Here is a 16,339-nt window from a genome sequence, read left to right as displayed (position 1 = left end):
CGGTCGCCGCGCACCCGGCTGGCTATCCTCGATGACATGGCCGTGCTCAGAAGGCTCACCCAGGCAAGGCGTTCCAGCAGCGAGCGGAGCGCACTGGCCGGCGAAGCCGCGGCCGAGGCCGCCGAGGCCGCGCTGCGGGCCGAGCCCGGGCCGGCTCCCGCCGCCGAGGACGCAGTGGCCGCAGACGCAGTGGCCGAGACCGCACCGGCCGCAGACGCAGTGGCCGCGGCCCGGCCCGGCAAGGCCCCCAAGGCCCCGGCCGAGAACCACACCCCGGACCCGGACGACCCCCGCGCCGCCGCCTTCTTCGACTGCGACAACACCATCCTGCGCGGCGCCGCGATCTTCTACCTCGGCGTCGGCCTCTACCGCCGCGGCTTCCTCACCCGCCGCGACATCGCCCGGTTCGCCTGGCAGCAGGCCTGGTTCCGGCTGCACGGCGCCGAGGACCCGGAGCACATCTCGGACGCCAAGCAGTCCGCCCTCGGCATCGTGGCCGGAAAGCCCACCGCCGACCTGGAGGCGATCTGCGAGGAGATCTTCGAGATCGTGGTGGCGGACAAGATCTGGCCGGGCACCCGCGCCCTGGTCCAGATGCACCTGGACGCCGGCCAGCGGGTCTGGCTGGTCACCGCCGCCCCGCTGGAGGTGGCCCGGATCATCGCCCGGCGGCTCGGCATGACCGGCGCGCTGGGCACCGTCGCCGAGGCCCGGGACGGCCGGTACACCGGCCGGCTGGTCGGCGACCTGCTGCACGGCCCGGCCAAGGCCGCCGCCGTCCGCGCGCTGGCCCGGCGCGAGCGCCTCGACCTCGACCGCTGCGCCGCCTACAGCGACTCGGCCAACGACATCCCGATGCTCTCCCTGGTCGGCCACCCGTACGTGGTGAACCCGGACGGCGCGCTGCGGCGCCACGCCCGGGCCCAGGGCTGGCGGGTGCGGGACTTCCGGACCGGGCGCAAGGCGGCCCGGGTGGGGCTGCCGGCGGCGGCCGCGGTCGGGGTGCTGGCCGGCGCGGCGGCGGCCGGGGTGGCGCTGAACCGGCGCCGCCGCCGCGCCTGAACCTCCCGCGCCGGGCGGTCGGGCGGCTCCGGAGGGCGCCCGGAGGCCGTCCGGGCGGGCTCGCCCCCAAGGGTGAGTCCGCGTCAACAAGGCCTCTGACCTGGCCCCTCTTACGGGCGAACTCCCCCGCACCGCACGGAAGTCCGGGCCATCTGCACGAACTTGGCGCCCAGTGACCGGTTCTGATCGTTCGCCAGGCCGGGAAAGTCAGGGGTTGCCGGGCCCCAAGGCTGGGAAACCGCCCCTCAGGCCGCCGAATTGGTCACCCTGGGCACCCGTTCGATCACGTTGAGCCGGATGAACGATGACAGCTCCGGTCAGTGTCAGCCGAATATGCACAACAAATGGATCCCAAACGACCACTTCGACCACACGGTGTAGCTGTCATTGCACAAAGCGTTATTCTCTCCTGGATGCACGTCACGACGCGTCCCGCTCGAACGGACGCTTCGGCGAGTGCTCTCCGCGCAGGCGGAGGTGATCCGTCCACAGTTCTGCCTCTGGGAGTCCCGTGTACCCACCCGTCCGGAACGACGCGCCTGCACCCTCCCGCCCGTCGTCCGCGCCCCTGCGCGCCCGCACCGGCCTCCGCGGCCGGCCGACCGCCGAGCGGCAGATCTCCACCGGCCTGGACCTGTTGCGCACGCTGCTCCGCAGCCAGCTCCCCGTCTCCCCCCAACTCGCGCCGGCCGGAGGATCGTTCGGCCAGCCGCAACCGCTCGGACCGGCGCTGCGCACCACCGCCGCCGGCTCGGCCGGCACCGGCTCGCGCGGCCGCACCGGCAGCACCGGCCGGGGCCGCACCCGGACCGCTCCCAGCCCCGGCTACGAGTCCGAGCACAACCCGATCATGGAGCTGGTCGAGCGGGCCCAGGCCGGCGAGAGCGAGGCCTTCGGCCGGCTCTACGACCACTACGCGGACACCGTCTACCGCTACATCTACTACCGGGTCGGCAGCCGGGCCACCGCCGAGGACCTCACCAGCGAGACCTTCCTGCGCGCCCTGCGCCGGATCGGCACCTTCACCTGGCAGGGCCGGGACTTCGGCGCCTGGCTGGTCACCATCGCCCGCAACCTGGTCGCCGACCACTTCAAGTCCAGCCGCTTCCGGCTGGAGGTCACCACCGGCGAGATGCTCGACTCCAACGAGTGCGAGCGCAGCCCGGAGGAGTCGGTGCTGGAGTCGCTCTCCAACGCGGCCCTGCTGGAGGCGGTGCGCCGGCTCAACCCCCAGCAGCAGGAGTGCGTCACCCTGCGCTTCCTGCAGGGGCTCTCGGTGGCCGAGACGGCCCGGATCATGGGCAAGAACGAGGGCGCCATCAAGACCCTCCAGTACCGCGCCGTCCGCACCCTGGCCCGGCTGCTCCCGCCCGACGCGCGATGAGCCGGGCCGAGGACGGCCCCGGTTGCATAGGCCTCGGTTGCATAGGCCTCGGTTGCATACGCCCCGGTGCCATACGCCCCGGCGGCCCGTCACCGTTCGCGCCCGGCCGACACGTCAGGGTGAACGGACGGTCCGATGATCAGCCGTGCGTAACCGACCGCCCGTACCGCTCGTTGGCCAGCGTGCAAGTCCCCACCGGGCCCACGGTCAAGTCGAATTGTGGCCTATCACCCGATGGAGTGGCTTTGGCCAGCCGGGGCAACCGTCCGGCGGGCCGGGGTGTCGACAACGACGAAGGGAGGTGTGGCCCGTGACGGCAAACGTGCTGGAGCACCGGCGGGCGAAGGCCTTCGCCGAGGCGCTGGAGGCCCACCAGGCGGAGCAACGCGCTGCGGCCGACGGCCAACCGGACAACACCGCCGCCACCGGCGCCGGTCCGGTCGCGATGGCCGAACTGGTCGGTCTGGCCGACGCGCTGGGGGCGCTGCCCGGGCCGGTGCTGGACCGGGGGGTCCACATGGTCCAACGCGCCCAGCTGACGGCCGCGTTCGAGCAGGCCTTCGCCGGCGGGACGGGCGCCCAGGTGCCCCGTCAGCGCCGCCATCGGGCGATCCGGACGGCGCCGCGCGGCCGCTGGAGCCGCCGGTTCGCGATCGGCGGACTGGTCGCCGGGCTCGCCGTCGGCAGCCTGGCCGGCGCCGCCGCGGCCAGCTCCAACGCCGTCCCCGGGGACGGCCTGTACGGCCTCAAACGCGGACTGGAGGGGCTCCGGCTCGACTTCGCGGGGTCCGACTCGGAACGCGGCGAACTGCTGCTGGACAACGCGGCCACCCGGCTCGGCGAGGCCAAGACCCTGGTCGGCCGCACCGGCCCGGCCGGCGCCCTCAGCCCGGCCACCGTCGACCAGGTCCGCCGCGCCCTGGACGACATGCACGCCGACGCCCTCAAGGGCCGCGAACTGCTGCGCTCGGTCTACCGCAGCAACGGCTCGCTCGACCCGATGCGGGCACTGGCCGGCTTCGCCCACGACGAGGACGGCCGGTGGAGCGAGCTGCAGGGCAGGCTGCCCGTCCAGCTCACCCGGCAGGCCGATCTGGTGAACCGGCTCTTCGACGACATAAGCGAGGACGTCGCGCCCCTGCGCCTGGTCCTGCCCCCCGCCCAGAGCGGTGGCACGGCCGGCACCGGAGCGGTCGGCGGCTCGTCCGTCTCGACCGGCGGCCCCTCCGCCGCCGCCCCCGCGGCCGGATCCGGCACCACCGCCGGCACCGGCCAGGCCCCGGGCTCCGGCCCCGCCGGCAACCACCCCGGTGCCACCGAGCACGCCCCGGCCAACCCCGGCTCCGGCGCCTCCGGCAAGGGCGGCGTCCTGCCGGACGCCCTGCCCAGCAGCGCCCCGGACGCCGTCAACGGCCTGGTCGGCGGCCTCACCAACGGGCTCACCGGCACCAAGCCCTCGCCGAGCGCCGACGCGGCCCCGCCGCAGGCCCCGCCGCAGGCCCCGCAGTCGGCCGCGCCCGGCGCCCCCGACGCGGCCCAGCCGCAGGGCGTCGAGGTGCCCCCGCTGCTCCCGGACCTGCTGCCCGGGCTGCGCATCCTGGGCGGCTGACCCCGAGGACCGCGAGGGCCCGGCGGAGTGCGATATCCGCCGGGCCCTCGCTGTGCCCGGGGCGCCCGCCGTACCCGGAGCGCGGCGAGGAGCAGGGCGAGGAGCACGGCGCCCGGCAGGACACCGCGCTCGGGAACGCGCCGTCAGGAGGCGCACCGTCAGAAGAACACCGAACGCCGCTGCACCAGCAGCTGGTAGAGGGTGTGCTGGATGGTCTCGCGCACCTCGTCGGCCAGGTCGAACACCAGCATCGGGTCGTCCGCCGCCTCCGCCGGGTAGCTGTCGGTGGCGATCGGCTCGCCGAAGCGGATCGTCCACTTGGTCGGCAGCGGCAGCATCCCGAGCGGGCCCAGCCAGGGGAAGGTCGGGGTGACCGGAACGTACGGCAGGCCCAGCAGCCGGGCCAGCGTCTTCACGTTGCCGAGCATCGGGTAGGTCTCCTCGGCCCCGACGATCGAGCAGGGCACGATCGGCACCCCCGCCCGCAGCGCCGAGGAGACGAAGCCGCCGCGGCCGAAGCGCTGGAGCTTGTAGCGCTCGTAGAACGGCTTGCCGATCCCCTTGAAGCCCTCCGGCCAGACCCCGACCACCTCGCCGCGTTCCAGCAGGGCCTGGGCGTCCTCGTTGCAGGCCAGCGTGTGGCCGGCCTTGCGGGCCAGCTCGTTGACGCCGGGCAGCACGAAGACCAGGTCGGCGGCGAGCATCCGCAGGTGCCGCCGGGCGGGGTGGTGGTCGTGGATGACCACCTGGGTCATCAGGGCGTCCAGCGGGATCGTCCCGGAGTGGTTGGCGACGACCAGCGCGCCGCCCTCGGCCGGGATGTTCTCCACGCCCTGGACGTCGATCCGGAAGTACTTCTCGGCCAGCGGGCGCAGCAGCGAGAGCAGCACCTCCTCGGTGAGCTCCCGGTCGAAGCCGAACTCGTCCACCTCGTAGTCGCCGGTGACCCGGCGGCGCAGGAAGGCCAGGCCCTCGGCGGCGCGGCCCTCCCAGCCCTTGCCGAACAGCCGGGTGGCGGCCGGGCCGAGCGGCCCGGACAGCGCCCCGCCGACGGCCTCGGCGAGCCGGTCGGCCAGTTTCGGCCCCTCGGGCGAGGTCCAGCTGGGGGCGGACTCGATCGGGATGACCTTGGCTTCGCCCGGCGCGTTCTCGGCTGCGGCACTCATCGCGGGTTCAGCTCCTCGGTCGGCGGGGGCGGTTCGGTACGGTGCCCGGTCCGGCGTCAGGTCCGGCGGGCGGCCCGGCGGGTGCGGCGCCTTCCGGACCGAGCAGGGCGGTCAGCCGGTCGGTGACGGCGGCCAGCCGCTCGGGCGGCAGCAGGCCCGGGCCCTCGGCGGCGGCGAAGTCGGCGAAGGCCTCCGGGGTGCTGAACACCGGGCGGTAGCCGAAGGTGTCGCGCAGCCGCGCGGTGTCCACCACCCGGCCGTGGGTGAGCAGCCGCAGCTGCTCGGGCGAGACGTCCACCAGCCGGGTCCGCCGGGCCAGCACGGCCATCCAGCTGACCGCGGGCAGCAGCAGCGGCAGGGTCGGCCGGCCGAGCCGGCGGGCGCACTGGGAGAGCAGCAGGACGCCCTCCCCCGCCACGTTGAAGGTCCCGGTGTTGACGGTGCCCGGCACGGGCTCGTCGGCGGCCCGGCAGAGCACCGAGACGGCGTCGTCCTCGTGCACGAACTGCAGCCGCGGGTCGTAGCCGAGGACGGTCGGCAGCACCGGCAGCGCGAAGTACTCGCTGAGCGGGGTGTCCGCGTGCGGGCCGACGATGTTGGCGAAGCGCAGCACCGTCACCGCGACGTCCGGGCGGCGCCGGGCGAAGCCGCGCACGTAGCCCTCGACCTCCGCCGCGTCCTTGGCGAAGCCGCCGCCGGGCGGGTCCTTGGGCTGCATCCGCTCGCTGAACACCGCCGGGTCGCGGGGCGCGGAGCCGTACACGCCGGTGGTGGACTTCACCACCAGCCGGCGCACCGCGGGGGCCTTCTGGCAGGCGCCGAGCAGCTGCATGGTGCCGATCACGTTGGACTCCTTCACCGCGGAGCGGTTGGTGGAGCCCAGGCCGGTGGCGCTGACGCTGAGGTGCACGACGGTGTCCACCTGGTGCTCGGCGAGCACCCGGGAGAGCGCCGGGCGGCGCAGGTCGAGCTGGTGGAAGCGGTACGGGGCGGCCGGTCCGGCCGGCTCCTCGGGCGGCAGCCGGGGCGGCTGCACGTCCACGCCGACGACCAGGTCCACGCCCGGCCGGCGGCGGACCTCGGCGACGAACCGGGCACCGAGATGGCGGGCCACGCCGGTGACGAGCACGACCACACCCACGGTGCTGCACCCCATTCCCTCGACCCGACCGGCCTGCGTGCACCGTACCGCGCCGCCCCACCGGGCCGTGAAACGACACCGCCCGCCCAGGCCGCGACGGGCCTGGGCGGGCGGTGGAACGCCGAAACCCCGCGAGGGCGGGGCCTACGAGTTCTTCCTGCGCCGCTGTGCGCGAGTCCGCGGCTGACCCCCCGCGAACACGGGGGCTGAGACGCAGGCTCAGGCGTTACTTCTTGTTGCGACGCTGGACCCTCGTGCGCTTCAGAAGCTTGCGGTGCTTCTTCTTGGCCATACGCTTGCGACGCTTCTTGATGACAGAGCCCACGGAACAACCCTCGCTCACTGAGACTCTCGCCCGTGAGAGACGGAGTCCATACGACTGACGTGAGGGCCTAGCCTACCTTCCGGTTGCCCGGGGCTGTAAATCGCGCCCCCGGCAGCCGGAGAACTCGGGGGAAATCCCCGGCGAACGGGTGTGGGGCCCACCGGTGTGGACCCCGCACCCGCGCGCCGCCGCTACGCGCTCTCGAGCCGCACGTAGGACTCCTTGAGGTACTCGTGCACCGCCTGCTGGGGCACCCGGAAGGACCGTCCGACCCGGATGGCCGGCAGCTCTCCGCTGTGCACCAGTCGGTACACCGTCATCTTGGACACCCGCATGACCGCGGCGACCTCCGCCACGGTCAGGAAGACGACTTCCTGAAGGGGGCGCTCGACGGAACTCATGACCATCACCCGACCCTTACCCGTGTGCAAGGCACCGGCTTCCCCTCCGGTGACTCCACCGGCACACGTGTATCCCCAGAGTAGTTATGGGTGGTACCAGTGGGAAGAGGGGAAGTGCAGTCCTCGTACGGTGAGAGATAGGACTGTTGCAGTACGTAGCCGATCGGCGGATGGCACCGCCCGGCGTACGCACGGCCCCGGCGGGGCCCGGCCGGGGCGGCGGGTTCAGGCCAGCAGTCCGTGCTGCGGGAACACCGCCCGGCGGGTGGCGAGGATGGCCTGATCGAGCCGGTCGGCCGGATCGTAACCCGATTCGAAGTCGCGCCAGGCCGGGCGGGCGCCGTCGGTCATCCGCAGCGGGGCCGGGCGGCGGGTGCGGCGGTAGACCTCGGCGCGCCAGGACTCGGGGGTCTCGGTGGCCGGGTCGACGGGCCGGCCGGCGGCGGTGGCGACCAGGTGGGTCCAGGTGCGCGGGACGACGTCGACCACCGCGTAGCCGCCCCCGCCGGTGGCCAGCCAGCGGCCGCCGGCGTACCGGTGGGCGAGGCCGTGCAGCGCCTCGGCGATCAGCCGCTGGGCGTCCACGGTGACGGCGAAGTGGGCGAGCGGGTCCTCCAGGTGGGTGTCGGCGCCGTGCTGGGTGACCAGGACCTGTGGCCGGAACGCGTCGAGCAGTTCGGGCACCAGGGCGTGGAAGGCGCGCAGCCAGCCGGAGTCGCCGGTGCCCGCGGGCAGCGGCAGGTTGGCGGCGGAGCCGGGGGCGTCTTCTCCGCCGGTCTCGATCGACCAGCCGGTCTGCGGGAAGAGCGTGGCGGGGTGCTCGTGCAGCGAGACGGTGAGCACCCGGGGGTCGTTCCAGAACGCCGCCTGGACGCCGTCGCCGTGGTGGACGTCCACGTCGACGTAGGCGATCCGCTCGGCGCCGAGTTCGAGCAGCCGGGCGATGGCCAGGGCCGGATCGTTGTAGACGCAGAAGCCGGAGGCCTTGCCGGGCATGGCGTGGTGCAGTCCGCCGGCGAAGTTGACGGCGTGCGGGGTCTCGCCGCGCCAGACCGCCTCGGCGGCGGCCACGGACTGGCCGGCGATCAGGGCGGAGGCCGAGTGGATGGCCGGGAAGGACCAGGTGTCGTCGGTGCCGAGGCCGTGCAGGGGATCGGAGCGCTCGGGGTGGGCGGCCGCGCTCCGGACGGCCTCGACGTACTCCCGGGTGTGCACCAGCCGGAGGGTGGAGTCCCCGGCGGGCGGCGCGGAGCGGACGGTCACCCCGGGCCCGGTGCTCAGCCCGAGCGACTCGACCAGGCGCATGGTGAGGGCCAGCCGGTCCGGGTCCATCGGGTGGCCGGGGCCGAAGTCGTAGGCGGTGACGGCCTCGTCCCAGAAGAGGTGCAGACCGCAGGGGGTGTCACGCTCGGCTTCGGGCATGGCCTCCACCGTAGCGGGTGGCGGCGGCCGGGCGGCTGCCAGGGCGGGCCGGGGCGGCGCTCCCGGAACGGTCGGCCGGCCGGTGCGCGACGGGGCCGCGGAGGTTGTGGGGCAGCTGTGGAGACGGGTGTCGAGGCGGTGCAGACAAACGCCCCGCGACTCCATATCCTCTCCGCCATGAAGCCATTCAGCGTGCAACGCCTTGGGGTAATTCTCGCTGCAATACTGGGATTTGGCGTGTTCTTCGCCGCCCAGCCGGCCTCCGCCGCGGTCAGCGGCACCGCCTTCGCGGTCGACAAGCCGACGGCGAAGGCGGGAGACCAGCTGACCCTGACGCTGTCCCTCACCAACTCCGAGGACAGCCCCATCTACTTCGCCTACGAGGCCGTCCAGCCGACCTGGCCGGCCAACTCGCAGGCCGGAGCGTTCACCATCACCGGCTGCACCGGTGACACCTCCGACTGCGCGTTCAACGGGAACAGCGCCAACTTCCACTTCAACGCGCCGATCGCGCCGGGGGCGACGAAGAGCGTCACGCTCACCGTCAAGATCACCGACACCCCGTCGTGGGGCACCGCGCCGTACACGCTGAACTGGGCACCGTACGTCTACTACGAGTTCGGCCAGGTCGGCGGCACCACCACGGCCAAGGACCAGGGCTGGACCTACGGGGTGCCCGAGCTCCAGACCGTGATCAGCTGACCCTGACCCCGCGCCCCGTCGACCGCCCCCGCCGTCACCCGACGGCGGGGGCCTCGGCCGGTGCCGGGACCGGGGCCGGAGCCGGGGCGAAGCGGTGGGCCAGCGGCAGCACGGCGAGCACCAACAGCATCGGGGCGAGCAGCGCCCAGCGGTACGAGCTCGCGTCCGCGATCGCCCCGACCAGCGGCGAACCGACCAGGAACCCCACGTAGTTGAAGAGGTTGAGCCGGGCCACCGCGGCGTCCGAGTCGGCCGGGAAGAGCCGGCCGCCGGCCGCGAACACCTGCGGGATGATCGCGCAGATGCCGAGACCCAGCACGGTGAAGCCGGCGATGCCCGCCCAGGCGGCGGGCGCCACCGCGGCCTCCCCGAAGCCGAGCGCGGCCAGCGCGGCACCGGCGCGGACCACCGGGACGGCGCCGAACCGCTGCACCGCGCGGTCGCCCAGCGCGCGGCCGAGCAGCATCGCGACCATGTAGCCCAGGTAGGAGAGCTTGGCGAGGTCCTCCCGGCTGCCCAGCCCGTCGGTGAGGTACTTGACGCTGTAGTTGGAGACCGAGGCGTCCGCGATGTACGCGAAGGCCATCGCCAGGCAGAGCGGCAGCAGCGGACGCCAGGGGACGGGCCGGGCCGCCGCCTCGGCCGCCTCGGCCGCCTCCCGGACGGCGTCGCCGGGTCCGGCCGGACCGGTGGTTGGGGTCCCGTCGGCCAGGGGTCGGGGGAAGGTGCCGGCCAGCAGGGCGAGCGGGGCGATCACCGCGGCGGCCGTGCCGAACAGCACCGGCAGCCCGAGGCCGTAGTGCGAGCCGAGGCCCGCCAGGGCCGCGCCGAGGATCGCGCCGAGGCTGAACGCGGCATGGAAACCGATCATGATCGAGCGGCCGTAGCGGTGCTGGAGCCCCACCCCGAGCATGTTCATACTGGCGTCCAGCGCCCCCACCAGCAGCCCGAACGCCGCCAGCGACAGGGCGAGTTGCCACAGCGTTCCGCCCAGGCCGACGGCCGCCAGGCCGAGGCAGACGGCGGGCTGGACCACCCGCAGCACGGCCCGCGCGCCGGTGCGCCTCACCAGCCGCTCGGAGGCGATCGAACCGACGCCGGCCAGGACCGGCACCGCGGCCAGGAAGACCGGCAGCAGCCCGTCGCCCAGCGCGTACCGGTGCTGGATCTCCGGGATGCAGGTGACCAGCAGGGCGAAGACGGTGCCCTGGAGCAGGAAGCTGACGGCGAGCGCGGCCCGCCCGGCGCGCAGGCCGGGCGGGAACCGGGGCGGTGCGGCACTCAAGCGGACCTCCACGCGGACTCCGGACGGACCTCACCACCCCGCTACCGGCCGGTAGGACGATGTTGGCGAGAGCGTAGGGGCTGTGCCGCGATTCCGGGAGGGGTCGCGCAGGGGTCATTTCCCGCCGGAGGCCAGCTCCCGGGAGCGGTCCCGGGCCGCTTCCAGGGCGCCGAGCAGCGCGGCCCGCACCCCGTGGTTCTCCAGCTCGCGGATCGCCGCGATGGTGGTGCCGGCCGGGGAGGTCACCGCCTCGCGCAGCTTCACCGGGTGCTCGCCGGAGTCGCGCAGCATCACCGAGGCGCCGATCGCGGACTGCACGATCAGGTCGTGCGCCACCTGCCGGGGCAGCCCGAGCAGGATCCCGGCGTCGGTCATCGCCTCGACCAGGAAGTAGAAGTAGGCCGGGCCGGAGCCGGACAACGCGGTGGCCGCGTCCTGCTGGGACTCGGGCAGCCGCAGCGCCTTGCCGACCGAGCTGAAGATCTCCTCGGCGCGTACCAGGTGCTCCTCGCCCGCGTGCGAGCCGGCCGAGATGACGCTCATCCCCTCGTCCACCAGGACCGGGGTGTTGGGCATCACCCGGACCACCGGGGTGCCCGCCGCCAGCCGCTCCTCGAACCAGGCGGTGGGGACGCCGGCCGCCGCCGAGATCACCAGCCGGTCCGCGCCGACGTGCGGGGCCAGCTCCTCCAGCAGGGTGCCCATGTCCTGCGGCTTGACGGCGAGGATCAGGGTGTCGGCGAGCTTGGCGGCCTCGGCGTTGGAGACGGCCACCACGCCGTAGCGGGCGGCGAGTTCGACCGCGCGCTCGGGGCGGCGGGCGGTCACCAGGACGTCGGCCGGGTCCTTGCCGGCCCGCAGCAGACCGGAGAGCAGGGCCTCGCCGATCTTGCCGGTGCCCAGGAAGGCGATCTTCTGTCCGTGTGCTGCGCTGCTGCCCATGGTCCGCTCCTTGCCTCGGTACTGCGGCCATCCTCGCACCGCCCGGCGGCGTGCGCGGGGACCGTCCGCTGCGTGGTCGACCCGCGCCCGAACGGCCCCGCCCGGCCGGCCCGGCCCGCCCCGGGTGACGGGCCCTTAGGGTCCGTCCGGGGAGAATCTCGGGGGTTTCCCCTATGGCCTCCGCGCTCCGCCGGGCGCACCGTGGAGCCATGGCACACGACGAGATGTCCCGACGTGAGAACCGGCAACTCGCCGTCGCCTCGGCGACCGTGGGCCCGTGGCGGACCGCCGCGGGGGTCGGTGCGGTGGTGGGCGCGACGGCCCTGGGGATCGAGGCGATCTCCGGGGACTGGTCGCTGAGCATGCTGGCCTCACCGGCCGGCTGGGGCCTGTTCTTCTTCTTCCTGGTCGGCACCGTCGGCGGCCGGCTGCGGCGCGACACCGCCGACCGACGGCTGCGCCGCTGGGCGAACGAGCACCCGTGGCAGGCGGCCCTCCCGGCGGCCGGGGGCCTGCTGGCGCTGAACACCCTGGCCCAGCTGTTCCTCGGCGACGAGGGGCTGTTCGGCGCCTTCTTCCTCTCGCTGCTGCCGGCCGGCCTGCTGCTGGCGATCGCCGGGGTGGTCGGCTCGGTCAAGCAGGCCCGCGGCAAGGGTTGAGCGGTTCGGAGCGGCCGGGCCGTTCGGAGCGGCCGGGCGGTTCGGGGCGGGCCGGGCGGTTCGGGGCGGGCCGGGCGGTTCGGGGCGGGCCGGGCCGTTCGGGGCGGCCGGGCCGTTCGGGGCGGGCAGTGGCGCGGTTCCGGACGAAACGGGGTGAACCGCCGGCCCTGCCGCACGAGTCCACCACCCGATGCGCCCCCGATCCGCGCATCGTCACCCCCCGTCGTCATACTGGCGCGATGCCGATTGCCGAAGATCCGGAACCGCGCCCCCGCCGGGGCGACGAGCCGGACGGGTCCGACCCGTCCGGGACGGGCGAGAAGGACCCGTTCGCCGACCTCGTCCTGGACGAGGAGTTCATCCGCAGCGCCACCGTCAAGGAGCAGAGCGGGCGCACCCGCATGCTGTCCGCCCGGTGGAAGCACACCCCGCCGGTCGACCCGGGCGGCCGCCGCTCGGTCAACGACGGCCCCCGGCCCAAGCGCCGGTTCGGCCGCGGGCCCAAGCCCCCGGCGGTCGACGCGTGGGGCGCCCCGCGCCCGCGCCGCCGTGAGTGGCGCGCACCGCTGTTCGTGACGCTGACCGTCGTCCTGGTGCTCGCCGCACTGAACCTCGGCGGGCTGCGCGACTGGTACGAGGACCACTACGGCAGGGGATCCTCCTCCCCCTCGGGCGCCGCCGTACCGACCGTCGCCCCGGAGACGGCCAGGCCGACCTCGGCACCGCCGGCCACCCCGGCCGACCAGCCGACCGTCGACCACCCCTGGAAGGGCTCCCCCGCCGAGGGCTGGCCGACCAGCCTGGAGTCCTTCGAGCTGCCCCCGGCCAAGGCCGTCGGCGTCTTCTCGGCCGAGGAGGTCGCCGCCCAGCTCCAGTCGGTCAAGGCCTACCTGACCGCCGCCAACCTCGACCCCGGGGTGATCGCCGGCGCCCGGCCGGAGGCCGCCCTGGCGATGCTCGACTCCCAGGACCGGGCCTCCGCCGTGGCCGCCCTCGACCACCCCGGCAAGGGCACCGACCCCACCAGCTGGTTCGCCCGTTTCGACCCGCGCGAGGCGGCCCTGGTCGGCGGCGCCGTCAAGGTCCAGGGCCGGATCGGCTTCGAGGAGGACGGCGACCGGGGCGTGCTGGTGCACACCGACTTCACCTTCGTCTACCCGCTGCAGCCGGGCCCGGACGCGGAGAAGCTGGCCTCGTCCCGCCGCGGCACGCCGGACACCGCACCGGGCGGCACCGCCAGGCCGGTCGGCCTGACCGCCCCGGCCTCCGACAACACCGGCAGCACCTGGACGACCCGCACCATCATCCGCAAGGTCGACGACTTCCGCTTCTACGACCCGCAGCGCTACAAGGTCGAGGCGAAGAAGCTGGTGTTCGCCAAGACCCAGTGGGACGCCGGCAACAGCGCCTGCGACGTCTACGACGGCTTCCTGCACCCGCGGTTCGAGCAGTTCACCGCCCACGGCCCCGCGCCCACCGGTCCTACCAGCGACCCGTACGACAGGAGCAAGGACCTCGTGCCGACCGGGCAGTGCGGCATCGTCAGCCGTACCTAGGAGGTGTCGTGTCCGGGGGAGGCGTCAGCGCTTGCGCCCGGGCCGGCCCGGCGCCTTGGCGTCGGGCCGGCGGCTGCGGCCCGCCTGGCGCTTCTCGTACTGGGCGACGGCCCGCTCGTAGGCGGCCCGGTTGACCGCCTCCCCGGGGGCCTCGACCAGGCTGCGGGCGAAGTAGGCGAGCAGCGAGCCGGCCCCGCCGATCAGCCAGACCGCGCCGAGCGACCTGTCCTCGGCCATCCAGCCGGTCAGCTGGTCCTTGCCCTCGGTGAGCACCTTCCAGGTGCGCCGCACGGCCATCATCGAGCAGACCGCGATGGCGGCGGTCAGCAGCCCGTTGAGGAAGGTGCCGTTGTCGGAGAGGGCGATGCCCTCCACGCCGAAGCGCAGCAGCAGCACCGCGGCGGCCGCCGCGGCCAGGGCGCCGACCGACACGGCGACCCGGCGCGGCCAGTAGCCGTTGTCCCGGTTCAGCCAGCTGGTGCCGAACCAGCGCAGGGGTTCCGGCTCGGGGGCGCCGGCGGGAGTGGGGGCGGGGGTGGGGGGCTGCTCGCTCACGCCGTCGATTATCACCCGACCGGCCCGAACGACGGAGGAGCCGTCCCGCGCGCTGCGGGACGGCTCCTGCGTCGTTCGGGCCCGGCACGGGCTCGGGCTGGCCGGTGCGGGCTCGGATTGGCCGGGTACGGGCTCGGGCTGGCCGGTGCGGGCTCAGCCGAGCTTGGACACGTCGCGGACGGCGCCCTTGTCGGCGGAGGTGGCCATCGCGGCGTACGCCCGCAGGGCCTGGCTGACCTGGCGGTCGCGGTTCTTCGGCCGGTAGCCGCCCGCGGCCTCCAGCGCGCGGCGGCGCTCGGCCAGCACCTCGTCCGGGACCTCCAGGGAGATCCGGCGACCGGGGATGTCGATGGCGATGGTGTCGCCGTCCTCGACCAGCGCGATGGTGCCGCCGGAGGCCGCCTCCGGGGAGGCGTGGCCGATCGACAGGCCCGAGGTGCCGCCGGAGAAGCGGCCGTCGGTGACCAGCGCGCAGGCCTTGCCCAGGCCCCGGCCCTTCAGGAAGGAGGTCGGGTAGAGCATCTCCTGCATGCCCGGGCCGCCCTTGGGGCCCTCGTAGCGGATGACGACGACGTCGCCCGCCTTGACCCGCTTGGCGAGGATCGCCTCGACCGCGTCCTCCTGGGACTCGACCACGACGGCCGGGCCGCTGAAGGTCCAGATCGACTCGTCCACGCCGGCGGTCTTCACGATGCAGCCGTCCTCGGCGAGGTTGCCGTACAGCACGGCCAGGCCGCCCTCGACCGAGTAGGCGTGCTCGACAGCACGGATGCAGCCCGCGGCGGCGTCGGTGTCCAGCGACTCCCAGCGCTCGGACTGCGAGAAGGCCTCGGCCGAGCGGACGCAGCCTGGGGCGGCGTGCCACAGCTCGACGGCCTCGGCGGAGGGCGAACCGCCGCGCACGTCCCAGGTCTTGAGCCACTCGGCGAGCGAGTCGGCGTGCACGGTGTGGACGTTCTCGTTGAGCAGCCCGCCCCGGTACAGCTCACCGAGGATGGCCGGGATGCCGCCGGCCCGGTGCACGTCCTCCATGTAGTACGAGCCGTTCGGCGCGACCTTGGACAGGCAGGGCACCTTGCGGGAGACCGCGTCGATGGCCCGCATGTCGAAGTCCAGCTCGGCCTCCTGGGCGGCGGCGAGCAGGTGCAGGATGGTGTTGGTCGAGCCGCCCATGGCGATGTCCAGGGCCATGGCGTTCTCGAAGGCGGCGCGGGTGGCGATCGAGCGCGGGAGGACGGAGTCGTCGTCCTGGCCGTAGTGGCGGTTCGCGATCTCGACGACGGTCCGGCCGGCGTTCTCGTAGAGGGCGCGGCGGGCGGTGTGGGTGGCGAGCACCGAGCCGTTGCCGGGCAGCGAGAGGCCGATCGCCTCGGTCAGGCAGTTCATCGAGTTGGCGGTGAACATGCCGGAGCACGAGCCGCAGGTGGGACAGGCGTTCTCCTCGATGATCGCGATGTCCTCGTCGGAGACGTTCTCGTTGACCGCCTGGGAGATCGCGTCGACCAGGTCGAGCTTGCGCACGGTGCCGTCGACCAGGGTGGCCTTGCCGGCCTCCATCGGGCCGCCGGACACGAAGACGGTCGGGATGTTCAGGCGCAGCGCGGCCATCAGCATGCCCGGGGTGATCTTGTCGCAGTTGGAGATGCAGATCAGGGCGTCCGCGCAGTGGGCGTTGACCATGTACTCGACCGAGTCGGCGATCAGGTCGCGCGAGGGCAGCGAGTAGAGCATGCCGCCGTGGCCCATCGCGATGCCGTCGTCCACGGCGATGGTGTTGAACTCGCGCGGGATGCCGCCCGCCTGCTTGATCGCCTCGGAGACGATCCGGCCGACCGGCTGGAGGTGGGTGTGGCCGGGGACGAACTCGGTGAAGGAGTTGGCGACCGCGATGATCGGCTTGCCGAAGTCCTCGCGGGCTACGCCGGCCGCCCGGAGAAGCGCCCGGGCGCCTGCCATGTTGCGACCGTGGGTGACCGTACGGGACCTCAGCTCGGGCACTGTGCTCCACTCCTTCGGGGCTCTCGCCGGCGCCCCGCTGCTGGGAGGGTTCGGGGGCCGCTGTGGGTACCGAGCCTACGCCCGCGGTCCGGCGGGCGGACGGTCCGTCCGCGATGCGGGCAGGCGGGGGGC

The 16,339-nt window shown here is 74.1% G+C and carries 15 protein-coding genes; 6 read left to right on the top strand and 9 right to left on the bottom strand.

Features of this window, described 5'->3' with window-relative positions; genetic code table 11:
• Positions 1-36 precede the first annotated feature (36 nt).
• The 3 genes from ACIQI7_RS23215 (at position 37) to ACIQI7_RS23205 (ending at position 4,055) form a co-directional block, all read left to right on the top strand.
• Positions 37-1,062 carry an HAD family hydrolase gene (locus ACIQI7_RS23215; protein WP_401112982.1) on the top strand — a complete coding sequence of 342 codons (1,026 nt, stop codon included), beginning with the start codon at positions 37-39 and terminating at the stop codon, positions 1,060-1,062.
• Positions 1,063-1,630: 568 nt separating this feature from the next.
• Positions 1,631-2,446 (top strand): ECF subfamily RNA polymerase sigma factor, BldN family, encoded by an 816-nt coding sequence (locus ACIQI7_RS23210; protein ID WP_401113242.1) that lies wholly within the window; start codon positions 1,631-1,633, stop codon positions 2,444-2,446.
• Positions 2,447-2,756: 310 nt separating this feature from the next.
• The gene (locus ACIQI7_RS23205) at positions 2,757-4,055 is read left to right on the top strand and encodes a DUF5667 domain-containing protein (RefSeq protein ID WP_401112980.1); all 1,299 of its coding nucleotides are present in this window, start codon (positions 2,757-2,759) and stop codon (positions 4,053-4,055) included.
• Positions 4,056-4,213: 158 nt separating this feature from the next.
• Here ACIQI7_RS23205 and ACIQI7_RS23200 read toward each other — a convergent pair whose 3' ends face one another.
• The 5 genes from ACIQI7_RS23200 to ACIQI7_RS23180 all read right to left on the bottom strand — a co-directional run bounded on the left by ACIQI7_RS23200 (position 4,214) and on the right by ACIQI7_RS23180 (position 8,510).
• Entirely contained in the window at positions 4,214-5,221 is a 1,008-nt protein-coding gene (locus ACIQI7_RS23200) for a lysophospholipid acyltransferase family protein (protein WP_401112978.1), read from the bottom strand.
• Between the two features lie 7 nt (positions 5,222-5,228).
• Complete coding sequence (locus ACIQI7_RS23195; protein ID WP_401112976.1) at positions 5,229-6,362, bottom strand: NAD-dependent epimerase/dehydratase family protein; 1,134 nt, start codon at positions 6,360-6,362, stop codon at positions 5,229-5,231.
• Between the two features lie 226 nt (positions 6,363-6,588).
• Entirely contained in the window at positions 6,589-6,687 is a 99-nt protein-coding gene (locus tag ACIQI7_RS23190) for a 30S ribosomal protein bS22 (RefSeq protein WP_003948845.1), read from the bottom strand.
• A gap of 191 nt (positions 6,688-6,878) precedes the next feature.
• Positions 6,879-7,088, bottom strand: a complete 210-nt coding sequence (locus ACIQI7_RS23185; protein ID WP_045699258.1) for a helix-turn-helix domain-containing protein — start codon at positions 7,086-7,088, stop codon at positions 6,879-6,881.
• A gap of 225 nt (positions 7,089-7,313) precedes the next feature.
• Positions 7,314-8,510, bottom strand: a complete 1,197-nt coding sequence (locus ACIQI7_RS23180) for an acetoin utilization protein AcuC (protein ID WP_401112974.1) — start codon at positions 8,508-8,510, stop codon at positions 7,314-7,316.
• Between the two features lie 237 nt (positions 8,511-8,747).
• Here ACIQI7_RS23180 and ACIQI7_RS23175 point away from each other — a divergent pair, with 237 nt between their 5' ends.
• Positions 8,748-9,212 carry a hypothetical protein gene (locus ACIQI7_RS23175; protein ID WP_387752955.1) on the top strand — a complete coding sequence of 155 codons (465 nt, stop codon included), beginning with the start codon at positions 8,748-8,750 and terminating at the stop codon, positions 9,210-9,212.
• A gap of 34 nt (positions 9,213-9,246) precedes the next feature.
• On the opposite strand, the gene ACIQI7_RS23170 is transcribed toward ACIQI7_RS23175, so the two are convergent.
• Both ACIQI7_RS23170 and proC read right to left on the bottom strand, forming a co-directional pair.
• Positions 9,247-10,497: an MFS transporter gene (locus ACIQI7_RS23170; RefSeq protein ID WP_401112972.1), complete on the bottom strand. Its 1,251-nt coding sequence runs from the start codon at positions 10,495-10,497 to the stop codon at positions 9,247-9,249.
• Between the two features lie 114 nt (positions 10,498-10,611).
• Complete coding sequence (proC, locus tag ACIQI7_RS23165) at positions 10,612-11,439, bottom strand: pyrroline-5-carboxylate reductase (RefSeq protein WP_387752949.1); 828 nt, start codon at positions 11,437-11,439, stop codon at positions 10,612-10,614.
• Between the two features lie 209 nt (positions 11,440-11,648).
• Here proC and ACIQI7_RS23160 point away from each other — a divergent pair, with 209 nt between their 5' ends.
• A complete protein-coding gene (locus tag ACIQI7_RS23160) occupies positions 11,649-12,098 on the top strand; it encodes a hypothetical protein (protein ID WP_401112970.1) in 450 nt (149 codons plus the stop codon).
• A 239-nt stretch (positions 12,099-12,337) separates the two neighbouring features.
• Entirely contained in the window at positions 12,338-13,654 is a 1,317-nt protein-coding gene (locus ACIQI7_RS23155; RefSeq protein ID WP_401112969.1) for a hypothetical protein, read from the top strand.
• Between the two features lie 24 nt (positions 13,655-13,678).
• Here the strand turns inward: ACIQI7_RS23155 and ACIQI7_RS23150 are convergent, their stop codons facing one another.
• Both ACIQI7_RS23150 and ilvD read right to left on the bottom strand, forming a co-directional pair.
• The gene (locus ACIQI7_RS23150) at positions 13,679-14,209 is read right to left on the bottom strand and encodes a hypothetical protein (RefSeq protein ID WP_401112967.1); all 531 of its coding nucleotides are present in this window, start codon (positions 14,207-14,209) and stop codon (positions 13,679-13,681) included.
• Positions 14,210-14,362: 153 nt separating this feature from the next.
• Positions 14,363-16,207 (bottom strand): dihydroxy-acid dehydratase, encoded by a 1,845-nt coding sequence (ilvD, locus tag ACIQI7_RS23145; RefSeq protein WP_401112965.1) that lies wholly within the window; start codon positions 16,205-16,207, stop codon positions 14,363-14,365.
• Positions 16,208-16,339: the final 132 nt, after the last annotated feature.

The organism is Kitasatospora sp. NPDC092039 (assembly GCF_044756065.1).
Taxonomy (GTDB): domain Bacteria; phylum Actinomycetota; class Actinomycetes; order Streptomycetales; family Streptomycetaceae; genus Kitasatospora.
This window is presented reverse-complemented; position numbering and strand designations above follow the sequence as displayed.

Bases quoted from the DNA above. Each gene is read 5' to 3' on its own strand.
- ACIQI7_RS23215 (WP_401112982.1), top strand. From the start codon at position 37: ATGGCCGTGCTCAGAAGGCTCACCCAGGCAAGGCGTTCCAGCAGCGAG.
- ACIQI7_RS23200 (WP_401112978.1), bottom strand. From the start codon at position 5,221: ATGAGTGCCGCAGCCGAGAACGCGCCGGGCGAAGCCAAGGTCATCCCG.
- ACIQI7_RS23185 (WP_045699258.1), bottom strand. From the start codon at position 7,088: ATGAGTTCCGTCGAGCGCCCCCTTCAGGAAGTCGTCTTCCTGACCGTG.
- ACIQI7_RS23180 (WP_401112974.1), bottom strand. From the start codon at position 8,510: ATGCCCGAAGCCGAGCGTGACACCCCCTGCGGTCTGCACCTCTTCTGG.
- proC (WP_387752949.1), bottom strand. From the start codon at position 11,439: ATGGGCAGCAGCGCAGCACACGGACAGAAGATCGCCTTCCTGGGCACC.
- ACIQI7_RS23160 (WP_401112970.1), top strand. From the start codon at position 11,649: ATGGCACACGACGAGATGTCCCGACGTGAGAACCGGCAACTCGCCGTC.
- ACIQI7_RS23155 (WP_401112969.1), top strand. From the start codon at position 12,338: ATGCCGATTGCCGAAGATCCGGAACCGCGCCCCCGCCGGGGCGACGAG.